Here is an 18,867-nt window from a genome sequence, read left to right on the forward strand (position 1 = left end):
CGTTTGTCATTCATCCACCAGGTCAACGGGTGACCCATTGCGGGGCTCGCTGGTGTTTTGAGAAAAGGAAGAAGGCGAATGAGCGCCACTGAACTGCGTGACAAGACCCCGGATCAGCTCCGGGAAGAGCTCGTCAATCTGAAGAAAGAATCGTTCAACCTGCGCTTCCAGCAGGCCACCGGCCAGCTGGAAAACACCGCGCGCATGCGTCAGGTCCGCCGCGATACCGCCCGCGTCCTGACCATCCTGAACGAAAAAGCAGCCGCTGCTGCGTCGGCCGAGTAAGAGGAGCCACTCAGATGCCCAAACGTATCCTTACCGGCACCGTCACCAGCGACAAGAACGAGCAGACCGTCACCGTGTCTGTCGAACGCCGCTTCAAGCACCCCGTGCTGCAGAAGACCATCCGTAAGTCCAAGAAGTACCGGGCTCACGATGCAAACAACACTTTCAAGGTGGGTGATACCGTCCGTATCCAGGAATGTGCCCCCATCTCGAAGTCGAAACGCTGGGAAGTCATCGCCAACTAAGGTGCTGATCCTTTCAGTTTGATCGAAACCCTGGGGGATTAAACAAGACCAGCCCCCACAGGTCGGGAGAAACCACATGATCCAGATGCAGACCAATCTGGATGTCGCTGACAACTCCGGCGCTCGCCGGGTGCAGTGCATCAAGGTCCTGGGTGGTTCCAAGCGTAAATACGCCTCCGTCGGCGACATCATTGTCGTCTCGGTGAAGGAAGCCATCCCGCGCGGCCGCGTGAAGAAAGGGGACGTCCGCAAGGCCGTCGTCGTGCGCACCGCCAAGGAAGTTCGCCGTGAAGACGGTACCGCAATCCGCTTTGACCGCAACGCCGCCGTGATCCTGAACAACGCAGGTGAACCGGTCGGCACCCGTATCTTCGGGCCGGTCGTGCGCGAACTGCGTGCCAAGAACTTCATGAAGATCATCTCGCTCGCCCCGGAGGTGCTGTAAGATGGCTGCTAAGCTGAAAACCGGCGACAAGGTCGTCGTGCTCGCTGGCAAGGACAAGGGCAAGGAAGGCACCATTACTTCCGTCGACCCCAAGGCCGGCAAAGCTGTCGTGGAAGGCATCAACATGGCCATCCGCCACACCCGCCAGAGCCAGACCGAACAGGGCGGCCGCCTGCCGAAGGCAGTGCCGATCCAGCTGTCGAACCTGGCCCTTCTCGACGCAAACGGCAAAGCGACCCGCGTTGGCTTCCGCATGGAAGGCGACAAGAAGGTCCGTTACGCCAAGACCACGGGGGACGTGATCGATGCTTGATTCCGCTACCTACACCCCGCGTCTGAAAGCGCTCTACAAGGACTCGATCCGCGCAGCGCTGAAGGAAGAGTTCTCGTACTCCAACGACATGCAGATCCCGCGCCTGGACAAGATCGTCCTGAACATCGGCTGCGGGGCCGAGGCCGTGAAGGATTCCAAGAAGGCCAAGTCGGCCCAGGAAGACCTGACCGCCATCGCCGGCCAGAAGGCCGTGGTAACCAAGGCCTCCAAGTCGATCGCAGGCTTCCGCGTTCGCGAAGGCATGCCGCTCGGCGCCAAGGTGACCCTGCGTGGTGACCGCATGTACGAATTCCTCGACCGCCTGATCACGATTGCAATGCCCCGCATCCGCGACTTCCGCGGCGTGTCGGGCAAGTCCTTCGACGGCCGTGGCAACTACGCCATGGGCATGAAGGAACACATCGTGTTCCCCGAGATCGACTTCGACAAGGTCGATGAGGTCTGGGGTCTGGACATCGTGATCACCACCACCGCGAAAACCGACGCGGAAGCCAAGGCGCTGTTGAAGCTGTTCAACATGCCGTTCAACAGCTGAGCCGCGGAGAGGAAGTAGAACATGGCTAAAAAAGCAATGGTCGAACGCGAGCTGAAGCGTCAGCGTCTGGTGGCTCAGTATGCCGCCAAGCGCGCTGCGCTGAAGGAAATCGCGAATGATGAAGAGCGGCCGATGGAAGAGCGCTTCAAGGCACGCCTGAAACTGGCGAAGCTGCCTCGCAATAGCTCTGCCACCCGTCTGCACAACCGCTGCCAGCTGACCGGTCGCCCCAAGGCGTACTATCGCAAGCTGAAAATGTCGCGGATCAAGCTGCGTGACCTGGCCTCGAACGGCCAGATCCCCGGCATGGTCAAGTCGAGCTGGTAAGGAGGGTTTGATATGATGAACGATCCTATCGGTGATATGCTGACCCGTATCCGCAACGCCCAGATGCGTGGCAAGTCGACCGTGTCGACCCCGGCATCGAAGCTGCGCGCTTGGGTTCTGGATGTGCTGGCCGACGAAGGCTACATCCGCGGCTACGAGCGTGGCACGGATGCAAACGGCCATCCCACCATCGAAATCAGCCTCAAGTACTACGAAGGCCAGCCGGTGATCCGCGAGCTTAAGCGTGTCTCCAAGCCCGGTCGTCGCGTGTACATGAGCGTGAATGACATTCCGCAGGTCCGTCAGGGTCTGGGCGTGTCCATCGTCTCCACGTCCAAGGGCGTGATGTCGGATGCAGCAGCCCGCGGCGCCAATGTTGGCGGCGAAGTGCTCTGCACCGTGTTCTAAGGAGGTTTGGCAATGTCTCGTATTGGTAAGAAACCGGTCGAGCTGCCGTCGGGTGTTTCGGCATCCGTCTCGGGCCAGACCGTTGAAGTGAAGGGCCCCAAGGGCACCCGCAGCTTCACCGCAACCGACGATGTGACCATCACCGTGGAAGACAATGCTGTCGTGGTGACCCCGCGCGGCAAGTCCAAGCGGGCCCGCCAGCAGTGGGGCATGTCGCGCACTCAGGTCGCGAACCTCGTGACCGGCGTGACCGACGGCTTCAAGAAAGAGCTGGAGATCCAGGGTGTGGGTTATCGTGCGCAGATGCAGGGTAACGTCCTGAAACTGTCGCTCGGCCTGTCGCATGACGTGAACTTCGAGGTTCCGGCCGGTATCACCGTGACCGCGCCGAAGCCGACCGAAATCATCATCGAAGGCATCGACCAGCAAGAGGTCGGTCAAGTGGCAGCAAACATCCGCGAGTGGCGCAAGCCCGAGCCCTACAAGGGCAAAGGCATCCGCTACAAGGATGAGTACATCTTCCGTAAGGAAGGCAAGAAGAAGTAAAGGCGCGAACCATGGCAAACAGCAAACAAGTCCTGTTCCAGAAACGCCGCCTGCGCGTCCGGAACAAGCTGCGGAAAATGGCAAACGGGCGTCCGCGCCTGTCGGTCCACCGCTCGAACAAGAACATCAGCGTGCAGCTGATCGACGACGTGTCTGGCGTCACCCTGGCCTCTGCCTCCTCGATGGAGAAAGACCTGGGCGTGGTCGGCAAGAACAACGTCGAAGCGGCAGCCAAGGTGGGCGCGGCAATCGCCGAGCGTGCCAAGGCCAAGGGCGTCGAAGAGTGCTACTTCGATCGCGGCGGCTTCCTCTTCCACGGCAAGGTGAAGGCTCTGGCCGACGCCGCGCGTGAAGGTGGTCTGAAGTTCTAAGACCCGAGACCCTCGCTTGGGTCTCTTGCAGGCGGCGCTGTCACAGGTGCCGCCTCGATGATCGGGGGGCCGCCTCGCGGTCCACTTCGATTGAGACAAACCGGCGTCGTGCAAGCGCGCCACCAATGAAAGGATGCCAAACCAATGGCAGAACGTGAACAGCGCCGGGGCCGTCGCCGCGAAGAGCGCGAGGAAACCCCGGAATTCGCAGATCGCCTGGTTGCGATCAACCGTGTGTCCAAGACCGTCAAGGGTGGTAAGCGCTTCGGCTTCGCAGCCCTCGTGGTTGTGGGCGACCAGCGTGGCCGTGTCGGCTTCGGCAAGGGCAAGGCCAAGGAGGTCCCCGAGGCCATCCGCAAGGCCACCGAGCAGGCCAAGCGCCAGCTCATCCGTGTGCCGCTGAAGGAAGGCCGCACCCTGCACCACGACATCAAGGGCCATCATGGCGCCGGCAAGGTCACCATGCGCACCGCGCCGGAAGGCACCGGGATCATCGCAGGTGGTCCGATGCGCGCCGTGTTCGAAATGCTGGGCATCAAGGACGTGGTTGCCAAGTCGACCGGTTCGCAGAACCCCTACAACATGATCCGCGCCACGCTGGACGGGCTTCAGCAGGAAGCCTCCCCGCGTCAGGTTGCGGCTCGTCGCGGCACGAAAGTGGCCGACATCCTGCGCAAGCCGGAAGGTGAAGCCGCTTCTGAAGCAGCCGAAGCGTAAGGAGATCGACCCATGGCAAAAACCATCGTCGTCAAGCAGATCGGCAGCCCGATCCGCCGCCCCGCCATCCAGCGTCAGACGCTGATCGGCCTGGGCCTGAACAAGATGCACAAGACCCGGGAACTGGAAGACACGCCGTCCGTGCGCGGTATGGTCAACAAGATCCCGCACCTGGTCGAGATCATCGAAGAGCGCGACTAAGCCGCTCTGACAGATTAAGGAAGCGCCCCGATCGTCAGATCGGGGCGTTTTCGTTTCAGGGCCGACGATCCGTGAAGGCCGCGCCGAGGCGCACTAGGCGATCGTCCACGAAATCGCGTTCTTCCGTGGTCAGGCGTTGATGTCGCGGATAGACCGGGTTTTCGCGGTCGCGGCAGATGGGCATGTCCCAGCCATGGGTGGTCGCGAAGAAGCGGTCTGCGCCCTCGACCCCGAACTCTCTCAGGTAGCCCTGCACCACCACGTCGATATAGCTTTGCAGCATCACGTGTTCGCCGGTCTCATGTTCGATATGGTCAGCCCGGGCCCGGTAAATCTGGATGTCGGGCAGGGGCGGGTGTGCATGCCTGATCTGGGCGACAGGCAGGCGGTCATAGGCCCGTTCGCGTTCATCGAGAGCTACCCAATCGGCGCCGGGAACCGCCGCGATCAGCCCGTCAATTTCTTCGCCATGCGCCTCGACGGCTGTCAGGAAGGCCACGCGACGCAGCTTGGATTTCTTCCATTCACGCGCCCATCCGGTCACCGTCGCGCGGGCCGCGCGGGGGTAACTGTGGGTGGAACGATTCACGAGGCTGCCATAGCCGAAGAAGAAGGGATCGGACATGTGCCTAGAGATGGCGTTGTATGCGCCCGCATGCAAGCCCTCTGGACACGTCGCCAAACCTTGCTAATGTGTCGCTCGTTCACTCAGGGAGAATCCGGTCTCGAGCCGGTGCCGAAGGAGCAACCGCCCCGGTAAACTCTCAGGCGCAAGGACCTGATGGACATCAAAACTCTGGAGAGTGGCGCCGCGCGCGTCCGCCGAAGGGATAACGATCTCAGGCGACAGGACAGAGGGGGCATCGTGAGTCGTGCGATACCGCACGCATGGACGATGCCGGGCCGGACCCGGTACCAGACTGGGAGGCCGTATGACCGATCTGAAAGAGTTGCCGCTGAAGGCTTTGCACGAGGCCCATGGTGCCAAGATGGTGCCCTTCGCGGGCTATGAGATGCCGGTGCAATACGCGGCCGGCGTCATGGCCGAGCATCTGCATACCCGGCAGAAGGCCGGGCTCTTCGACGTAAGCCACATGGGGCAGGTTTTGCTTCCGCTGTCGGCGGATAAGGCGCTGGAGGCACTGGTGCCGGTCGATGTGCAGGGCCTGAAGCAGGGCCGTCAGCGCTACGGGCTTTTTACCAACGATGCGGGCGGTGTGCTCGATGACCTGATGATCGCGCGGCGGGCGGGGGACCTGTTTCTCGTGGTCAATGCCTCGCGCAAGGAACATGACATTGCCCATATGCGTGGCGCGGTCGACGGCGTGGTCGAAGTGACTGACCGGGCCCTTCTGGCCCTTCAAGGCCCGCTGGCGGAAACCGCTTTGGCGCGGCTGGTGCCCTCTGTGTCCGAGATGAAGTTCATGGACGTGGCGCAGGTGGACTGGCAGGGCGTGGAGCTGTGGATTTCGCGCTCTGGCTACACGGGTGAAGATGGTTATGAAATCTCGGTTCCCGCCGAGGCCGCCGAAAAATTCGCTGCCGCCTTGCTGGAGATGGAAGAGGTTCTGCCCATTGGCCTCGGCGCCCGCGACAGCCTGCGGATGGAGGCCGGGATGCCGCTCTATGGCAATGACCTGGCCGAAGATATCTCGCCCATCGAGGCGGGCCTGACCTGGGCCGTGAACAAGGTGCGCCGGGCTGGCGGTGACCGCGCAGGGGGTTTCCCGGGCGCGGCCCGGATTCTCGATGAAATGCAGAACGGTGCCCCCCGCCGCCGAGTAGGGCTGCGGCCAGAAGGGCGCGCCCCGATGCGCGGTGGCGTGGTCCTGTTCGACGCAGCGGAGGGTGGTCGCGAGGTTGGTGTTATCACCTCGGGCGGCTTCGGCCCGTCGATCGCTGCGCCCATTGCCATGGGCCTTATCGACAGCTCCGTCCCGGCAGATGCCACCCTTTTCGGAGAGGTTCGCGGCAAGCGTCTGCCCGCCGCCCAGACCGATCTGCCCTTCCACAAACCCGACTACAAACGCTGAAGACAACAGGGAGAGACCCCGATGAAATTCACTGAAGAACACGAATGGCTGCGCGTCGAAGGCGACCTGGTCGTCGTCGGCATCACCGAACACGCCGCGACCCAATTGGGCGACGTGGTGTTCGTGGAACTGCCCGAGGCGGGCACGACCGTCTCCAAGGATGACGAGATCGTGGTGATCGAGTCCGTCAAGGCGGCCTCCGACATTCTCGCGCCGCTCGACGGAGAGATCGTCGAAGTGAACGAGGCGCTGGCCGACAACCCGGGCATGGTCAACGAAGACGCCCTCGGCGAGGCCTGGTTCTTCAAGATGAAGGCAGCCGACCTGTCGCAGATGGACGACTACATGGACGAAGCCGCCTACAAGGACATGATCGGCTGAGGAGAGACCCAGATGGCCTTCACCCCCACGGATTACAAACCCTACGATTTCGCTAACCGCCGCCACATCGGCCCTTCGCCCTCGGAAATGGCGGAGATGTTCGAGGTGCTGGGGGTGAAGGATCTGGACGAACTGATCGAACAGACCGTACCGGCCAGCCTGCGCCAGGAAAAGCCGCTCGATTTCGGAAAGCCCAAGTCCGAGCGCGAACTGCTCTATCACATGCGCCAGGTTGCCAAGAAGAACAAGGTCTACACGACCATGATCGGGCAGGGCTTCTACGGCACCGTCTGCCCCCCGGCGATCCAGCGCAACATCCTGGAAAACCCCGCCTGGTACACGGCCTACACGCCCTACCAGCCCGAGATCAGCCAGGGTCGTCTGGAGGCCCTGCTGAACTATCAGACCATGGTGACCGATCTCACCGGGCTCGACATTGCCAACGCCTCGCTTCTGGATGAAGCGACGGCAGCGGCCGAGGCAATGACCATGGCGCAGCGGGTGGCGAAGTCGAAGGCCACAGGCTTTTTCGTCGATGAAAACTGCCATCCCCAGAACATCGCGGTGATGAAGACCCGCGCCGAACCGCTTGGGATCGAGATTGTCGTGGGCTGCCCCGACGACCTGGACCCCGAGGCCGTCTTTGGCGCGATCTTCCAGTATCCCGGCACCTATGGCCACGTGCGGGACTTCACCGATGAAATCGCTCGTCTGCACGAAGCCAAGGCCATCGGGATCGTCATTGCCGACCCGCTGGCTATGACAATCCTCAAGGAACCGGGCGCCATGGGGGCCGATATCGCCGTCGGCTCCACGCAGCGCTTTGGGGTGCCCATGGGCTTTGGCGGGCCGTCGGCGGCTTACATGGCCTGCAAGGACGCCTACAAGCGCAACATGCCAGGCCGGATCGTGGGCGTGTCGATCGACGCGCAGGGCAACAAGGCCTACCGCCTGTCGCTACAAACCCGCGAGCAGCACATCCGGCGCGAGAAAGCCACCTCGAACGTCTGCACCGCGCAGGCGCTGCTGGCGAACATGGCCAGCTTCTACGCCGTCTTTCACGGCCCCGAGGGGCTCAAGGCCATTGCGCAGCGCATTCACCGCAAAGCGGTGCGCGTGGCGCGCGGGCTGGAGGAACAGGGCTTCACGGTTGAGCCTGAGTCCTTCTTCGATACGATCACCGTCGATGTTGGCCCGCTCCAGGGCGCAATCATCGAGGCCGCCCGCCGCGAGCGGATCAACCTGCGCCGGATCGGCAAGACCCGGATCGGGATCTCGCTGGATGAAACCACGCGGCCGCAGACCATCGAGCGGTTGTGGAAAGCCTTCGGCATCCATGATCGCAAGGCGGGTCTCACGGCGGAGTACCGTATCCCCGATCCGCTTCTGCGCCAGTCGGAATACCTGACCCATCCGATTTTCCACCTCAACCGGGCGGAAACCGAGATGATGCGCTACATGCGCCGTCTGGCGGATCGCGACCTTGCGCTGGACCGGGCCATGATTCCGCTCGGCTCCTGCACGATGAAGCTCACTGCCGCCGCCGAGATGATGCCGATCACCTGGCCCGAGTTTTCCAACATGCACCCCTTCGCGCCCGCCAGCCAGGCCGAGGGCTTTGCGGAGCTTGCGAAGGATCTGAGCGAGAAACTGTGCGAGATCACCGGCTATGACGCGATGAGCCTTCAGCCCAAGTCCGGCGCGCAGGGGGAATACGCCGGGCTGCTGACGATCCAGGCCTATCACAAGGCCAACGGGGACAGTGGCCGGGATATCTGCCTGATCCCGGTTTCGGCCCACGGAACCAACCCGGCCTCGGCCCAGATGGTGGGCATGCAGGTCGTGGTGGTGAAATCGGCCGAGAACGGCGATATCGACGTGGACGATTTCCGTGCCAAGGCCGAAGCGGCGGGCGACCGCCTGGCGGCCTGCATGATCACCTATCCCTCGACCCATGGCGTGTTCGAGGAGACCGTCCGTGAAGTCTGCCAGATCACCCATGATCATGGTGGCCAGGTCTATATCGACGGGGCCAACATGAACGCCATGGTGGGCCTGGTGCGCCCCGGCGATATCGGCGGCGATGTCAGCCACCTCAACCTGCACAAGACCTTCTGCATCCCGCATGGCGGCGGTGGCCCCGGCATGGGGCCTATCGGCGTCAAGGCGCACCTGGCACCGCACCTGCCGGGTCATCCCGAAACCGGCGGGTCCGAGGGCCCGGTCAGCGCCGCGCCGCTTGGCTCGGCCTCGATCCTACCGATTTCCTGGGCCTATATCCTGATGATGGGGGGCGAGGGGCTGACGCAGGCGACCAAGGTCGCGATCCTGAATGCCAACTACATCGCCAAGCGGCTGGAAGGGTCCTATGACGTGCTCTTCAAGGGGCATGCGGGGCGGGTTGCGCATGAATGCATCCTCGACACGCGTCCCTTTGCCGACAGTGCCCATGTGACCGTGGATGACATTGCCAAGCGGCTTATCGACAATGGCTTCCACGCGCCAACCATGAGCTGGCCCGTGGCAGGAACGCTGATGGTCGAGCCGACCGAGAGCGAGACCAAGGCCGAGCTGGATCGCTTCATCACCGCCATGCTCTCGATCCGCGAGGAAATCGCGGCGATCGAGAAGGGCGAGATGGACGCGGAAAACAACCCGCTCAAGCACGCGCCGCATACGGTCAACGCTCTGATCGGTGACTGGGACCGGCCCTATAGCCGCGAACAGGGGTGCTTCCCGCCGGGCAGTTTCCGGGTCGATAAGTACTGGCCGCCTGTGGGCCGGGTGGACAATGCCTGGGGCGACCGCCACCTGGTCTGCACCTGCCCGCCGCTGGAAGAATATCTCGACGCGGCCGAGTGAAGCCAAAGGGGGCGGCGGGTCGACCCGCCGCTCCTGCCGCCTTTGAAAAAGGCGGCCCCGGCGCGATGCGGCGCATCGCGCGTCCGCGCTGCGGCGACGCAGCGCCTTGCCAGGGATTAGCGTTCGTTGAAGCGCCGCCGAAGCTGTGCCAGCGTGTACTGTTTTTCCACGGGCCCGTGCTCCTCGGGGTAAAAGCCTGGATCGGTTGGCAGGCAGTCGCGCCCGCAGACCTGGTACATGAACCCCGTCTGGCCATTGATGAACCACAGCCGCCCGCCCGGCGTGGAGACCCATCCGTTAATGCCCATGCCCATGTCGCCTTCGACATCTATGGTGGATGGCACCTCACCATCATAACCCGGTGCCCAGGCCGCATGTGTGTGCCAGGACGAAATGATCGTGTATTCGGGCGGAACCGGGATCGTCGCACAAGAGGCAGGCCCGCCCCAGCTGACCTTGCTGACCTCCAACGTGCCAGCAGGCGTGCGCACGATATAGCCGCAGACCTCGCGGTTATGCGTGATCGATTGCTGGTTCATGTTCCGCAGCAGGGCGTAAACGAGTTCGGTTTCCTCGACGCTTTGTGCAAAGGCCGCGGGCGTGGTCAGGACCAGGGCGAGCAGCGCTGAAATCAGGCGCATGGGTGGGCTCCGAAATCACTCAATCTGGGAACAACGATAAGTCCGGCCCCGCGATCATGCCAGCCTTGTTTGCGCCCGGCGCGAGTGCCACTGTGACAGCAGACACGAAAGGACCCACGACAATGAGCGAACCGACGGATGCCCCCCAGGGTGACCTGACCCTGCGCACGGTGGCCATGCCGGCCGACATGAACGGCAACGGCGATATATTTGGCGGGTGGGTGCTGAGCCAGATGGACATCGCCTGCGGGATCGTGGCGCGGGAGCGCGCCCAGGGGCGCTGCACCACTGTTGCCGTCGATGCGATGAAATTCATCCGGCCCGTCGGCGTTGGCGACGTGCTTTGCGTCTATACCCGGATCCGGCGCGTTGGCCGCAGCTCCATGGCGATCGAGGTGGAAGCCTGGGTGCGCCGCGGGGCCGTCGGGGCACGCGAAAAGGTGACCGAGGCCGTTTTCACCTTCGTGGCCATCGACGAAAACGGCGTGCCTCGGCCCGTGCCGCAACTGACCGATTAATCCACGTCGACCTGTCGGCGCTCGATGATGACCGTCCCCGCGCCATCCGTCGTGACGATGTAGAGATTGCCGTATTCAAGCGGTGCCGGGTTCTCCAGCCCAAGGGCTTCCCAGATGTCCCTGATGTTGCCCTGGTTGCCGACCCACACCACGCTGCGCCCGGCCGAGAGACGCGAAATCCGCCGCCCGATCGTCGCTGGATCGGCCCTTGTGATCTCCATTCCCCGGGCCTGGGCCAGCGGGGCGGCAGTATCCAGATTGCGCTGAATGCCGGGGCTGTAGATGACATCGATGGGCAGGCCATCCAGCGCGGCGGCAATCGCCTCGGAGCGGGCCATGCCAAGGGCGTTCAGGTCTTCACCGTCCCGGTCGCCGTGACGATAGATGATCAGGCGCGTGTTTGGGGCAAGGCTGTGCCCCGTCAGCTGGGATACCCGGCTACAAGCTGCCAGACTGGCACCGGCAAGAACCAGCATGCTTCGTCGCGTAATGTGTTTCATGATCCGCCCCCCCTTTTCGACAGTTCCGGGGGGATCCTATCATGATTGCCCGGAAAGTGGGACCAGGCGGGCACTGCCCCCGGAAATGACGCCAAGGCCTCTGTCCAAATCGGCTGCCCTCTGTGTCCTGTGAGCAGTCACCGGAAAGGATTGCCGCATGGAGAAACATGTTGTGCCGAGCTGCGATGTCTGGCGTTCCTAGCGGGCAGATGCGGCGCTGTGGCTGCGCACGAAGTCAGCGATCTCCTGTGCCGGGCGCGCACCGGAGAGCCGCGCCACCTCTTTGCCGCCCCGGAAAAGTATGAGCAGCGGAATGCCTCGGATACCGAATTTCTGGCTGACCTGCGGAAAATCCTGCGTGTCGATCTTGGCAAAGCGCGCATTGGGGGCAAGCATTCGGGCCGCCTGTTCGAACTGCGGAGCCATCATCCGGCAGGGGCCACACCATGGCGCCCAGAAATCAACCAGCAGGGGCAGGTCATCGGATTTCGTGGCCTTGTCCAGCGCCTTGGGGTCAAGCGCGCGAACCTTGCCGTCTGTCAGCTTCGCCCCGCAAACCCCGCATTTCGGCCCTGCCGTCAGTCGATCAACGGGCACGCGGTTGACGGCGGAACATTCCAGGCAAGTGACTTTGGCGGAACCGGACATGGCAAGACTTTCTTCATGTTGACGTTGTCAATAAATGGGGCGCAAACAATAGACCTGCAAGAGCCATCTTTTACCTATCCCCGCCGGGCAAGGAGCTCTCGATTCATATACCAAAGAATAGGGTTCATATACCGCTGCTCGATTGGGTTGGGTGGGGTGCGTGACTATCCTCAACCTACCCGGATGCTGCAGCTTAGGTCTGCCATTCAATCGGACGCGCATCTGCCCCCACAATAGGGCGCGGCCGGCTGGTGGGCCAAGGCAACTTGTGACATCGCTCACGGACCACAAGTGCAGCCACTGGCAGTCGGGACTGAGGCAGGAGACGTAGCCATAGCGTCTCCTGCCTCTTCCGTTTCAGGGGTCTTTCACGACTTTGCCAACGAAAAAGGGGCGGGCAATCGCCCACCCCTCGCGCGTCGTTTCGTGACCGGTCAGCGCACGAATTTCTTGTACTTGACCCGCTTGGGCTCCAGCGCATCGGGGCCAAGCCGACGCTTCTTGTCTTCCTCGTAGGCTTCGAAGTTACCTTCGAACCATTCCACGTGGGCCTCGCCCTCAAAAGCCAGGATGTGCGTACACAGGCGGTCGAGGAAGAAACGGTCGTGAGAGATGATGACCGCGCAGCCCGCGAAGTTTTCCAGCGCGTCTTCCAGCGCCCGCAGCGTTTCCACGTCGAGATCGTTTGTCGGTTCGTCAAGGAGCAGCACGTTGCCGCCTTCCTTCAGCAGCTTGGCCATGTGCACGCGGTTGCGTTCCCCGCCCGACAGCAGGCCAACTTTCTTTTGCTGGTCGCCGCCCTTGAAGTTGAAGGACGAACAATAGGCACGGCTGTTGACCTGCGCATCGCCCAGTTCGATCAGTTCCGCGCCGCCCGAAATCTCTTCCCAGACCGTGGCCTTGTCGTCGAGCGCGTCGCGCGACTGGTCGACATAGGACAGCTTGACCGTATCGCCGTATTCCACGGTTCCGGCATCGGGTTGTTCCTGCCCCGTCAGCATGCGGAAGAGGGTCGACTTACCGGCACCGTTGGGGCCGATCACACCGACGATGCCGCCCGGTGGCAGGCTGAAGCTGAGGTCCTCGATAAGCTGGGTATCGCCATAATGCTTGGCCAGCCCTTCGACCTCGATAACCTTCGAGCCGAGGCGCGGGCCTGACGGAATGACGATCTGGGCCCGGCTGATCTGCTCGCGCTCGGATTGGCTGGCCATCTCGTTATAGGCCTGGATACGGGCCTTCGATTTGGCTTGCCGCGCCTTGGCACCCTGCCGGATCCATTCCAGTTCGCGTTCGAGGGTCTTTTGCTTGGCCTTGTCTTCGCGGGCTTCCTGCGCAAGGCGCTTGGCCTTCTGTTCCAGCCAGCTGGAATAGTTGCCCTCGTAGGGAATGCCGCGGCCGCGGTCGAGTTCCAGGATCCAGCCGGTGATGTCATCGAGGAAGTACCGGTCGTGGGTCACGATCAGGCAGGTGCCCTTGTAGTCGATGAGGTGCTGCTGCAACCAGGCAATGGTTTCTGCGTCCAGGTGGTTGGTCGGTTCGTCCAGCAGCAGCATGTCGGGCGCTTCCAGCAGAAGCTTGCACAGCGCCACCCGGCGCCGTTCCCCGCCCGAAAGATTGGCGGGCATCGCGTCGTCGGGCGGGCAGCGCAGGGCTTCCATTGCCACGTCGATCTGGCTGTCCAGGTCCCACAGGTTGTTCGCGTCGATCTCGTCCTGAAGCTGTGCCATTTCCTCGGCGGTTTCGTCCGAGTAGTTCATCGCCAGTTCGTTGAAACGGTCGAGCTTGGACTTTTTCTCTGCCACGCCGAGCATCACGTTCTCGCGCACCGTCAGGCTTTCTTCGAGCTGCGGCTCCTGCGGCAGGTAGCCAACCTTGGCCCCCTCGGCAGCCCAGGCTTCGCCCGAGAAATCCTTGTCGATTCCGGCCATGATCTTGAGCAGCGTCGACTTACCCGCGCCGTTCACGCCGACGACGCCGATCTTGACGCCGGGCAGGAAGCTCAGCCGGATGTTTTCAAAGCATTTCTTGCCGCCGGGATAGGTCTTGGAGACGCCATCCATGTGATAGACGTACTGGTAGGAAGCCATCGGAACCCTCATGCATTCGCGTTGCCGACCCTGATAGCGAAGGGGCCGCACGGGGGCAATGGGGGCGGCAAGCCCGGAAGGCTGCGCAAGTCGTGGATTTTTTTTCGACGGAACTCCCGTTGGTCCGCGTGAAAGAGCTATTCAAGCCTCCGCCCCGGCGGATTTTCAAAAAAGGAGTTCGACCCATGACACCCATTCGTCAACCTCTCGCCGCTGCTCTTCTTTCGCTGGCAACGGCCCTGTCTGCCGTGCCGGTAAGCGCCGATACCCTGCTTGGTGCGCGCACGGTCGCCGATCATTCGGAAACCGACGTGATCCTGGCCCAGGGAAATGCGCTTCATCGCTCCGTTCGGATCTGCGTGGCGGGCCGCGCGGTGCATTTCCGCGACCTCGACATCGTGTTCCAGAATGGAGGGCGGCAAGATGCCAATGTGCGCGCCCTGATCGGCCCCGGCGAATGCACCCGCTGGATCGACCTGCGCGGCCCTGCGCGCAACATCAACCGGATCGTCCTGCGCTACGATGCGCTGGTCAATGCCGGGCCGCAGCCCGTGGTGACCGCCTTCGCGCGCTGACCCTCTCCGGTCTCCTTCCCGCTTGTCGCAGGCCCGGTTTCCGGCAAACTGGGGCCGACAGGGAAGGAGACACGCCATGAGCTACGCGCTCTATATCGGCCGCAACCACAGCCGGGACGGGCATGCCTGGCTGGCAGGCTACGGCGATGAGCCCTCTTCCCACTGGCTTGAGATCATGCCTGCCCGGGATCATCCGCCCGATGCCACGGTTGAGGTGGGCGTGGGGCCAAGGGCCGAGATGCCCGGCCACCGCATCCGCATCCAACAAGCGCCGCGAACGGCGGCTCATATCCGGGTCAGCTATTCCTACTATCTTGGCGTTCCGGCCCCCATCACCAATGGAGGGCTCAACGAACACGGCGTCGCAGTGCGTGATGTCTGGTCAACGTCGCGGCCCGAACTGATCGCGATGACGCCGAAGGATCAGTCTGGCCCCAACTACAGCGACCTGGCCCGGATCGTGCTGGAACGCGCCCGCAGCGCGCGTGAAGCGGTCGAAATCTGTGCCGCGCTGATCGCCGAGCATGGGGAAAGCAGCTATGGCGGCAATTCCCACCTTTTCGCCGATGAGCACGAAGCCTGGGTCATGATCCAGTTCGCAGGCGGGCAGGGGCTCTGGGTCGCCGAGCGGCTCGGGCCCGACAGTATCCGCGCCTCGCGGCCTGGCTACGTGCTGGAGGTGCCCGTGGACAGGCCCGACCACCCCGATTTCCTTTACAGCGCGAATTTCGTGAGCTTCGCGCGTGAGAAAGGGTGGTATGCGGGCGGCTCCTTCAATGCGAACACCGTCTACGGGGATGGCAAGGGCCGATGGCCCGGTCTGCGCTGGATCGAAGAAGACATGGCCCGGCGGGCCGATGATGGTGGTATCTCCTTCGCGGACATGGCCTGGGCGATCCGGACCGAGCGGCTGACCGGCGACACGGCAGGATACGGACAAGTCGTGGCGTTGCGTGATCCGAGTCACCCGGCGCTGCGTGCCCTGTGGCATGCCCCCATCGGGGCCGTCGCCGCGCCCCTCGCGCCCGTCTTCCTGGGCCAGCGCGCCGTGCCGCCAGAGTTCGGCCCGCACCGTTACCTCACAACGGGCGAGTCTCATCGGTTCATGGACATGCGCAAGGTTCTGGCGGGCGGGTCGGATGTGCTGTCGCTGGTGCCGCAGGCGGGTGAGGCCAGTCGCTCCGCCGTGATGGAATGCAAGCGGCTTCTTTACCTGATGCACATGGCCGGGACCGAGTGCCTCGCGCGCATTCACGGGGCCTTTGCCCGGCGGGAAGGCCGTCTTCTGGGCATCGCAGTAACCCTAGAGGCCGCAGCGCGGGCCTTGCTGGCCCAGGGGAATGCCGATGCGGCCGAGGCCCTGCTGGCCCAGGCCAGCGCACACGAGTTGAACGAAGGGCTGCGTATGGTGATTGCCCTGGCCGACGGGTTGCAGGCAGAGCTGACGGCAGGCGGGCCATTGCCCCCGGAAAGCCAGCCGAAGGGCTTTGACCAGATCTGGTGATCCTTCGCTCTGGCCTCAGGGGGCCAGGCGCTTTTCAAAGAACATGTCGGGGTAGGGGTCGTCGTTGAACCGCTCTATCTCGGTCCAGCCAAGCTTGTGGTAGAGCTGCGCGGCCTCGGGCAGGGCGGAATTCGTGTCGAGCCTCAGCAGCGTAATGCCCAGGTCCCGGGCGGCTTCCTCGACACTATCCATCAGCCGAGCACCAACCCCCAGCCCCCGTGCAACCGGGGCAACCCAGAGCCGCTTGATTTCGGCCTCTTCGCCGCCATGCCCCTTCAGGCCCACGCAACCGATCGGCATGCCGTCCGACATGGCGACCAGGAACACCCCACGGGGGCGCAACATGTCCTGCGCATCGGGATCGCGCGACAGGTTCACGTCGAAGCCGGTATCGAAGCGGCGGGCCAGTTCACCGTAGTAATGGGCAAGGCAGGTCTTGGCGTCCGGGCTGCGCGGGTCTGCCTCCTCCACCGTGATCCGGTCCTGCCCAAGCACCGTTGCGACAAGGTCCATCGCGTCGAGCAGGGCCTGCCGCTGCGAGTGCCGGTTGAGGATGTCCTCTGCCTGGGCATTGACCAGTCTTTCGTATTCCCCGAACGCAGCCTCGCCCTCCGGGGTGAGCCGCGCCGTTCGGCGGCGGTTGTCGACTGGATTGGCCTCGATGCTCAGCAAGCCCTCGGCCTCCAGTCCACGCAGGATGCGGCTCAAGAGACCCGAGTCGAGGCCAAGGTAGTCACGGATCGCCGCGACATCGTTAAACCCGTGCCCGATGGCATTGAGGACCCGGGTGGGCCCCAGAGGACGGCCAAGCCCGAGGAAGGAGCTGTCGAGCGCCCCGATCTCGGAGGTGACGGCGCGGTTGAAGCGCCGGACGCGCTGGATGTCATCGGTCATGGGTCTGACTTAAGGCCCTCGCAGCGTTCGGGCAACGGCATTGTGGAGGCGGGCAAACCTCGTATTCTTTCTTTTGCAAGAATGCACGTCGTGTCGCGCCGCTTTTCCGCGTCGAAATCGGCTCCGCACCTCGCCCCGGTCGAAAGGGTTGGCCCGGGTCAGTCCTCGCCGCGTTCCAAAAGCACCGGCTGACCGTGCGGGGTGCGCTCATAGGCCCGCACCCATTGTGATTTGCGATCGGCCAGCGCCGCCCCGCTGATCTCCGTGACCTGCGTCGTCAACTGCTCCAGCGTATCAAGGGCGGCGGCGTAATAGGTCGCGGTTGTATCTGGCAAGCCAGCCGCTTCGGCGGCGCGCAAGGTGGCTCCTAGGGTCTCGGCCCAATCCGTGGCACTGAAGCGGCCCGCCTGCACCATGGTGTCGGCAATGGCCAGCACCTGTGCCTGCCAGGCTTCCTCGAAGACCGGATCACGGGGCGCAAGCGGGTCTTCAGGCCGGAACAAGGTAGCTCTCCCACAATTCAAGGGTAACCGAGTCGCGCGGGTTGGCATCTGGCCCCCATAGCTCGCGGGCCGAGAAGCTCACCGTGTAGAGATGCTGGCCCACGTGGCGATTATGCGCGCCTTCGTCGGGGAAAAGGTGACTGCCGTGATGGGCGATGACCTGCCCCGCGCAGTCACGGGCATAGGCAGGCAAGCGGGTGTGCGGATGGTCCACGCGGCGCAGGGTCCGAACGCTGTCCCCCGGGGCAAACCGCGCGGGCGCGTCCTCTGGCACGGAGAAATCGGTGCAGGCGCGGCGCACCTGTTCGACGATCTCGTCGACCGTCTTGGCCCTGGCAGGGTCGGCGGGTTCGATCACGTAGCCACGCTCCAGGTCTTCCAGCGTGATCTGCCCTGCATCGACCAGCAGCATCAGGTAGTTCGTGGCCCATTTCTGGAAGTAGGAGAAGGTCAGGTAGTCGCCCGGCACCATCACCTCCAACCCATGCCGGAACCAGTCGATGGTCATCGAGGGGCAGATACCTTCGCGCGCCAGCCCCCACATGCGCCGTTCCCAGTCATGGGTGAAAGGCGCGTCTCCCTCCGTCACCGGAACCGGCCCGTAACCTTCTTTGCCGCCGAGATCGTGGATGCCATCCATCACGCGCCCCTCGCTTTCAACACCCGGTCCGTGCCGATCATCGAATTCCGGGTGACGATCCCGGCCAAACGCTCCTCGTCCCAGTCTTCGGTCCCGGCGGGGCGCTGAGGAACCACGAGATAGCGCAACTCGGCGGTGCTGTCCCAGACCCGGACGGCCACGTCCTCGGGCAGGTCCACGCCAAACTCGGCCAGCACGGCGCGCGGTTCGCGCACGGCGCGGGCGCGGTAGGCGGCGGATTTGTACCAGGCTGGCGACATGCCGAGGATCGAGAACGGGTAGCAGGAACAGAGCGTGCAAACGACCATGTTGTGGCTGTCGTCTGTGTTCTCGACAGCCTTGAGGTGGCCCGTCGCGTTGCCTTCGAAGCCAAACTCCTTGATGGCCGCCGTGGCATCTTCCAACAGGCGTGTCTTGAACTCAGGGTCAACCCAGGCCCGCGCGACCACCTTCGCCCCGCGCATCGGGCCGATATGTTCGGAATAGGCCTCGACCCAGGCATCTATGGTCTCGGGTGCAATCAGCCCCTTTTCGACGGCCAGGCTTTCCAGTGCCTTCACCCTTAGCGCCGGGTCGCTTGGCAGATGCGAATGGATATGGCGGTGCAGATGGGCAGCGTGCTTGCTGTCGAACGTGGACATCGGGCGTCTCCTTTGCGCCAAGG

Annotated in this window: 26 protein-coding genes and 1 riboswitch; of the genes, 17 read left to right on the top strand and 9 right to left on the bottom strand. The window is 63.3% G+C overall.

Annotated features, from left to right (window positions below; all coding sequences use genetic code 11):
- The first annotated feature begins 78 nt into the window (after nucleotides 1–78).
- From rpmC to rpmD, 11 genes are all read left to right on the top strand, one after another.
- Entirely contained in the window at nucleotides 79–285 is a 207-nt protein-coding gene (gene rpmC, locus ACEQXV_RS01920; RefSeq protein ID WP_370267635.1) for a 50S ribosomal protein L29, read from the top strand.
- Between the two features lie 14 nt (nucleotides 286–299).
- Nucleotides 300–530 (top strand): 30S ribosomal protein S17, encoded by a 231-nt coding sequence (gene rpsQ / locus ACEQXV_RS01925; protein WP_071688947.1) that lies wholly within the window; start codon nucleotides 300–302, stop codon nucleotides 528–530.
- A gap of 76 nt (nucleotides 531–606) precedes the next feature.
- On the top strand, nucleotides 607–975 hold the full coding sequence (gene rplN, locus ACEQXV_RS01930; RefSeq protein ID WP_007427594.1) for a 50S ribosomal protein L14: 369 nt from the start codon (nucleotides 607–609) through the stop codon (nucleotides 973–975).
- A gap of 1 nt (nucleotide 976) precedes the next feature.
- Entirely contained in the window at nucleotides 977–1,288 is a 312-nt protein-coding gene (gene rplX / locus ACEQXV_RS01935; RefSeq protein WP_370267637.1) for a 50S ribosomal protein L24, read from the top strand.
- A complete protein-coding gene (gene rplE / locus ACEQXV_RS01940) occupies nucleotides 1,281–1,844 on the top strand; it encodes a 50S ribosomal protein L5 (protein WP_370267638.1) in 564 nt (187 codons plus the stop codon). Before rplX ends, rplE begins: the two co-directional genes overlap by 8 nt.
- A 21-nt stretch (nucleotides 1,845–1,865) precedes the next feature.
- On the top strand, nucleotides 1,866–2,171 hold the full coding sequence (gene rpsN / locus ACEQXV_RS01945) for a 30S ribosomal protein S14 (protein ID WP_370267639.1): 306 nt from the start codon (nucleotides 1,866–1,868) through the stop codon (nucleotides 2,169–2,171).
- 15 nt (nucleotides 2,172–2,186) lie between these two features.
- Complete coding sequence (rpsH, locus tag ACEQXV_RS01950; protein ID WP_370267663.1) at nucleotides 2,187–2,579, top strand: 30S ribosomal protein S8; 393 nt, start codon at nucleotides 2,187–2,189, stop codon at nucleotides 2,577–2,579.
- 12 nt (nucleotides 2,580–2,591) lie between these two features.
- Nucleotides 2,592–3,125, top strand: coding sequence for a 50S ribosomal protein L6 (rplF, locus tag ACEQXV_RS01955; RefSeq protein ID WP_370267641.1), 534 nt, complete (start codon nucleotides 2,592–2,594; stop codon nucleotides 3,123–3,125).
- Nucleotides 3,126–3,136: 11 nt separating this feature from the next.
- Entirely contained in the window at nucleotides 3,137–3,496 is a 360-nt protein-coding gene (gene rplR / locus ACEQXV_RS01960) for a 50S ribosomal protein L18 (RefSeq protein ID WP_370267642.1), read from the top strand.
- A gap of 144 nt (nucleotides 3,497–3,640) precedes the next feature.
- Nucleotides 3,641–4,213: a 30S ribosomal protein S5 gene (gene rpsE / locus ACEQXV_RS01965; protein WP_370267643.1), complete on the top strand. Its 573-nt coding sequence runs from the start codon at nucleotides 3,641–3,643 to the stop codon at nucleotides 4,211–4,213.
- Nucleotides 4,214–4,225: 12 nt separating this feature from the next.
- Nucleotides 4,226–4,414: a 50S ribosomal protein L30 gene (gene rpmD, locus ACEQXV_RS01970; protein ID WP_370251017.1), complete on the top strand. Its 189-nt coding sequence runs from the start codon at nucleotides 4,226–4,228 to the stop codon at nucleotides 4,412–4,414.
- Nucleotides 4,415–4,469: 55 nt separating this feature from the next.
- Here rpmD and ACEQXV_RS01975 read toward each other — a convergent pair whose 3' ends face one another.
- Nucleotides 4,470–5,039: a gamma-glutamylcyclotransferase family protein gene (locus ACEQXV_RS01975; RefSeq protein ID WP_370251016.1), complete on the bottom strand. Its 570-nt coding sequence runs from the start codon at nucleotides 5,037–5,039 to the stop codon at nucleotides 4,470–4,472.
- A 75-nt stretch (nucleotides 5,040–5,114) separates the two neighbouring features.
- Nucleotides 5,115–5,204: riboswitch (glycine riboswitch) on the top strand.
- Nucleotides 5,205–5,346: 142 nt separating this feature from the next.
- On the opposite strand from ACEQXV_RS01975, the gene gcvT reads away from it, so the two are divergent.
- The 3 genes from gcvT to gcvP are packed head-to-tail and all read left to right on the top strand — an operon-like array spanning nucleotide 5,347 to nucleotide 9,690.
- Nucleotides 5,347–6,447: a glycine cleavage system aminomethyltransferase GcvT gene (gene gcvT, locus ACEQXV_RS01980; RefSeq protein WP_370251015.1), complete on the top strand. Its 1,101-nt coding sequence runs from the start codon at nucleotides 5,347–5,349 to the stop codon at nucleotides 6,445–6,447.
- Between the two features lie 21 nt (nucleotides 6,448–6,468).
- Nucleotides 6,469–6,828 carry a glycine cleavage system protein GcvH gene (gene gcvH, locus ACEQXV_RS01985; RefSeq protein ID WP_370251014.1) on the top strand — a complete coding sequence of 120 codons (360 nt, stop codon included), beginning with the start codon at nucleotides 6,469–6,471 and terminating at the stop codon, nucleotides 6,826–6,828.
- 12 nt (nucleotides 6,829–6,840) lie between these two features.
- Nucleotides 6,841–9,690 carry an aminomethyl-transferring glycine dehydrogenase gene (gcvP, locus tag ACEQXV_RS01990; protein ID WP_370267645.1) on the top strand — a complete coding sequence of 950 codons (2,850 nt, stop codon included), beginning with the start codon at nucleotides 6,841–6,843 and terminating at the stop codon, nucleotides 9,688–9,690.
- A gap of 116 nt (nucleotides 9,691–9,806) precedes the next feature.
- On the opposite strand, the gene ACEQXV_RS01995 is transcribed toward gcvP, so the two are convergent.
- The gene (locus tag ACEQXV_RS01995) at nucleotides 9,807–10,331 is read right to left on the bottom strand and encodes a DUF4329 domain-containing protein (RefSeq protein WP_370252631.1); all 525 of its coding nucleotides are present in this window, start codon (nucleotides 10,329–10,331) and stop codon (nucleotides 9,807–9,809) included.
- 122 nt (nucleotides 10,332–10,453) lie between these two features.
- Here ACEQXV_RS01995 and yciA point away from each other — a divergent pair, with 122 nt between their 5' ends.
- Nucleotides 10,454–10,849: an acyl-CoA thioester hydrolase YciA gene (gene yciA / locus ACEQXV_RS02000; RefSeq protein WP_370252633.1), complete on the top strand. Its 396-nt coding sequence runs from the start codon at nucleotides 10,454–10,456 to the stop codon at nucleotides 10,847–10,849.
- Here the strand turns inward: yciA and ACEQXV_RS02005 are convergent.
- From ACEQXV_RS02005 to ettA, 3 genes are all read right to left on the bottom strand, one after another.
- Complete coding sequence (locus tag ACEQXV_RS02005) at nucleotides 10,846–11,349, bottom strand: histidine phosphatase family protein (protein WP_372525065.1); 504 nt, start codon at nucleotides 11,347–11,349, stop codon at nucleotides 10,846–10,848. The genes yciA and ACEQXV_RS02005 overlap by 4 nt on opposite strands.
- A gap of 198 nt (nucleotides 11,350–11,547) precedes the next feature.
- Complete coding sequence (gene trxC, locus ACEQXV_RS02010) at nucleotides 11,548–11,997, bottom strand: thioredoxin TrxC (protein WP_370252636.1); 450 nt, start codon at nucleotides 11,995–11,997, stop codon at nucleotides 11,548–11,550.
- Nucleotides 11,998–12,431: 434 nt separating this feature from the next.
- Complete coding sequence (ettA, locus tag ACEQXV_RS02015; protein ID WP_370252638.1) at nucleotides 12,432–14,087, bottom strand: energy-dependent translational throttle protein EttA; 1,656 nt, start codon at nucleotides 14,085–14,087, stop codon at nucleotides 12,432–12,434.
- Between the two features lie 185 nt (nucleotides 14,088–14,272).
- Here ettA and ACEQXV_RS02020 point away from each other — a divergent pair, with 185 nt between their 5' ends.
- Together ACEQXV_RS02020 and ACEQXV_RS02025 are read left to right on the top strand one after the other, a co-directional pair.
- Nucleotides 14,273–14,662: a hypothetical protein gene (locus tag ACEQXV_RS02020; protein WP_370252639.1), complete on the top strand. Its 390-nt coding sequence runs from the start codon at nucleotides 14,273–14,275 to the stop codon at nucleotides 14,660–14,662.
- 76 nt (nucleotides 14,663–14,738) lie between these two features.
- A complete protein-coding gene (locus ACEQXV_RS02025) occupies nucleotides 14,739–16,166 on the top strand; it encodes a C69 family dipeptidase (protein WP_370267647.1) in 1,428 nt (475 codons plus the stop codon).
- Between the two features lie 15 nt (nucleotides 16,167–16,181).
- On the opposite strand, the gene ACEQXV_RS02030 is transcribed toward ACEQXV_RS02025, so the two are convergent.
- The 4 genes from ACEQXV_RS02030 to nthA all read right to left on the bottom strand — a co-directional run bounded on the left by ACEQXV_RS02030 (nucleotide 16,182) and on the right by nthA (nucleotide 18,844).
- On the bottom strand, nucleotides 16,182–17,060 hold the full coding sequence (locus ACEQXV_RS02030) for a GNAT family N-acetyltransferase (RefSeq protein WP_370267650.1): 879 nt from the start codon (nucleotides 17,058–17,060) through the stop codon (nucleotides 16,182–16,184).
- 158 nt (nucleotides 17,061–17,218) lie between these two features.
- Nucleotides 17,219–17,563: a nitrile hydratase accessory protein gene (locus ACEQXV_RS02035; RefSeq protein ID WP_370252644.1), complete on the bottom strand. Its 345-nt coding sequence runs from the start codon at nucleotides 17,561–17,563 to the stop codon at nucleotides 17,219–17,221.
- A complete protein-coding gene (nthB, locus tag ACEQXV_RS02040; protein ID WP_370267651.1) occupies nucleotides 17,550–18,203 on the bottom strand; it encodes a nitrile hydratase subunit beta in 654 nt (217 codons plus the stop codon). The genes ACEQXV_RS02035 and nthB overlap by 14 nt, the downstream gene beginning before the upstream one ends.
- On the bottom strand, nucleotides 18,203–18,844 hold the full coding sequence (nthA, locus tag ACEQXV_RS02045; RefSeq protein ID WP_370252648.1) for a nitrile hydratase subunit alpha: 642 nt from the start codon (nucleotides 18,842–18,844) through the stop codon (nucleotides 18,203–18,205). The genes nthB and nthA overlap by 1 nt, the downstream gene beginning before the upstream one ends.
- Between the last annotated feature and the right edge of the window lie 23 nt (nucleotides 18,845–18,867).

Origin of the sequence: Nioella sp., from assembly GCF_964229645.1 — a bacterium.
Classification (GTDB): domain Bacteria; phylum Pseudomonadota; class Alphaproteobacteria; order Rhodobacterales; family Rhodobacteraceae; genus Nioella.

What these genes read in the sequence shown, in the direction of transcription:
- rpmC (WP_370267635.1), top strand. Translation starts at nt 79, where the DNA reads ATGAGCGCCACTGAACTGCGTGACAAGACCCCGGATCAGCTCCGGGAA.
- rpsQ (WP_071688947.1), top strand. Translation starts at nt 300, where the DNA reads ATGCCCAAACGTATCCTTACCGGCACCGTCACCAGCGACAAGAACGAG.
- rplN (WP_007427594.1), top strand. Translation starts at nt 607, where the DNA reads ATGATCCAGATGCAGACCAATCTGGATGTCGCTGACAACTCCGGCGCT.
- rplX (WP_370267637.1), top strand. Translation starts at nt 977, where the DNA reads ATGGCTGCTAAGCTGAAAACCGGCGACAAGGTCGTCGTGCTCGCTGGC.
- rplE (WP_370267638.1), top strand. Translation starts at nt 1,281, where the DNA reads ATGCTTGATTCCGCTACCTACACCCCGCGTCTGAAAGCGCTCTACAAG.
- rpsN (WP_370267639.1), top strand. Translation starts at nt 1,866, where the DNA reads ATGGCTAAAAAAGCAATGGTCGAACGCGAGCTGAAGCGTCAGCGTCTG.
- rpsH (WP_370267663.1), top strand. Translation starts at nt 2,187, where the DNA reads ATGAACGATCCTATCGGTGATATGCTGACCCGTATCCGCAACGCCCAG.
- rplF (WP_370267641.1), top strand. Translation starts at nt 2,592, where the DNA reads ATGTCTCGTATTGGTAAGAAACCGGTCGAGCTGCCGTCGGGTGTTTCG.
- rplR (WP_370267642.1), top strand. Translation starts at nt 3,137, where the DNA reads ATGGCAAACAGCAAACAAGTCCTGTTCCAGAAACGCCGCCTGCGCGTC.
- rpsE (WP_370267643.1), top strand. Translation starts at nt 3,641, where the DNA reads ATGGCAGAACGTGAACAGCGCCGGGGCCGTCGCCGCGAAGAGCGCGAG.
- rpmD (WP_370251017.1), top strand. Translation starts at nt 4,226, where the DNA reads ATGGCAAAAACCATCGTCGTCAAGCAGATCGGCAGCCCGATCCGCCGC.
- ACEQXV_RS01975 (WP_370251016.1), bottom strand. Translation starts at nt 5,039, where the DNA reads ATGTCCGATCCCTTCTTCTTCGGCTATGGCAGCCTCGTGAATCGTTCC.
- gcvT (WP_370251015.1), top strand. Translation starts at nt 5,347, where the DNA reads ATGACCGATCTGAAAGAGTTGCCGCTGAAGGCTTTGCACGAGGCCCAT.
- gcvH (WP_370251014.1), top strand. Translation starts at nt 6,469, where the DNA reads ATGAAATTCACTGAAGAACACGAATGGCTGCGCGTCGAAGGCGACCTG.
- gcvP (WP_370267645.1), top strand. Translation starts at nt 6,841, where the DNA reads ATGGCCTTCACCCCCACGGATTACAAACCCTACGATTTCGCTAACCGC.
- ACEQXV_RS01995 (WP_370252631.1), bottom strand. Translation starts at nt 10,331, where the DNA reads ATGCGCCTGATTTCAGCGCTGCTCGCCCTGGTCCTGACCACGCCCGCG.
- yciA (WP_370252633.1), top strand. Translation starts at nt 10,454, where the DNA reads ATGAGCGAACCGACGGATGCCCCCCAGGGTGACCTGACCCTGCGCACG.
- ACEQXV_RS02005 (WP_372525065.1), bottom strand. Translation starts at nt 11,349, where the DNA reads ATGAAACACATTACGCGACGAAGCATGCTGGTTCTTGCCGGTGCCAGT.
- trxC (WP_370252636.1), bottom strand. Translation starts at nt 11,997, where the DNA reads ATGTCCGGTTCCGCCAAAGTCACTTGCCTGGAATGTTCCGCCGTCAAC.
- ettA (WP_370252638.1), bottom strand. Translation starts at nt 14,087, where the DNA reads ATGGCTTCCTACCAGTACGTCTATCACATGGATGGCGTCTCCAAGACC.
- ACEQXV_RS02020 (WP_370252639.1), top strand. Translation starts at nt 14,273, where the DNA reads ATGACACCCATTCGTCAACCTCTCGCCGCTGCTCTTCTTTCGCTGGCA.
- ACEQXV_RS02025 (WP_370267647.1), top strand. Translation starts at nt 14,739, where the DNA reads ATGAGCTACGCGCTCTATATCGGCCGCAACCACAGCCGGGACGGGCAT.
- ACEQXV_RS02030 (WP_370267650.1), bottom strand. Translation starts at nt 17,060, where the DNA reads ATGACCGATGACATCCAGCGCGTCCGGCGCTTCAACCGCGCCGTCACC.
- nthB (WP_370267651.1), bottom strand. Translation starts at nt 18,203, where the DNA reads ATGGATGGCATCCACGATCTCGGCGGCAAAGAAGGTTACGGGCCGGTT.
- nthA (WP_370252648.1), bottom strand. Translation starts at nt 18,844, where the DNA reads ATGTCCACGTTCGACAGCAAGCACGCTGCCCATCTGCACCGCCATATC.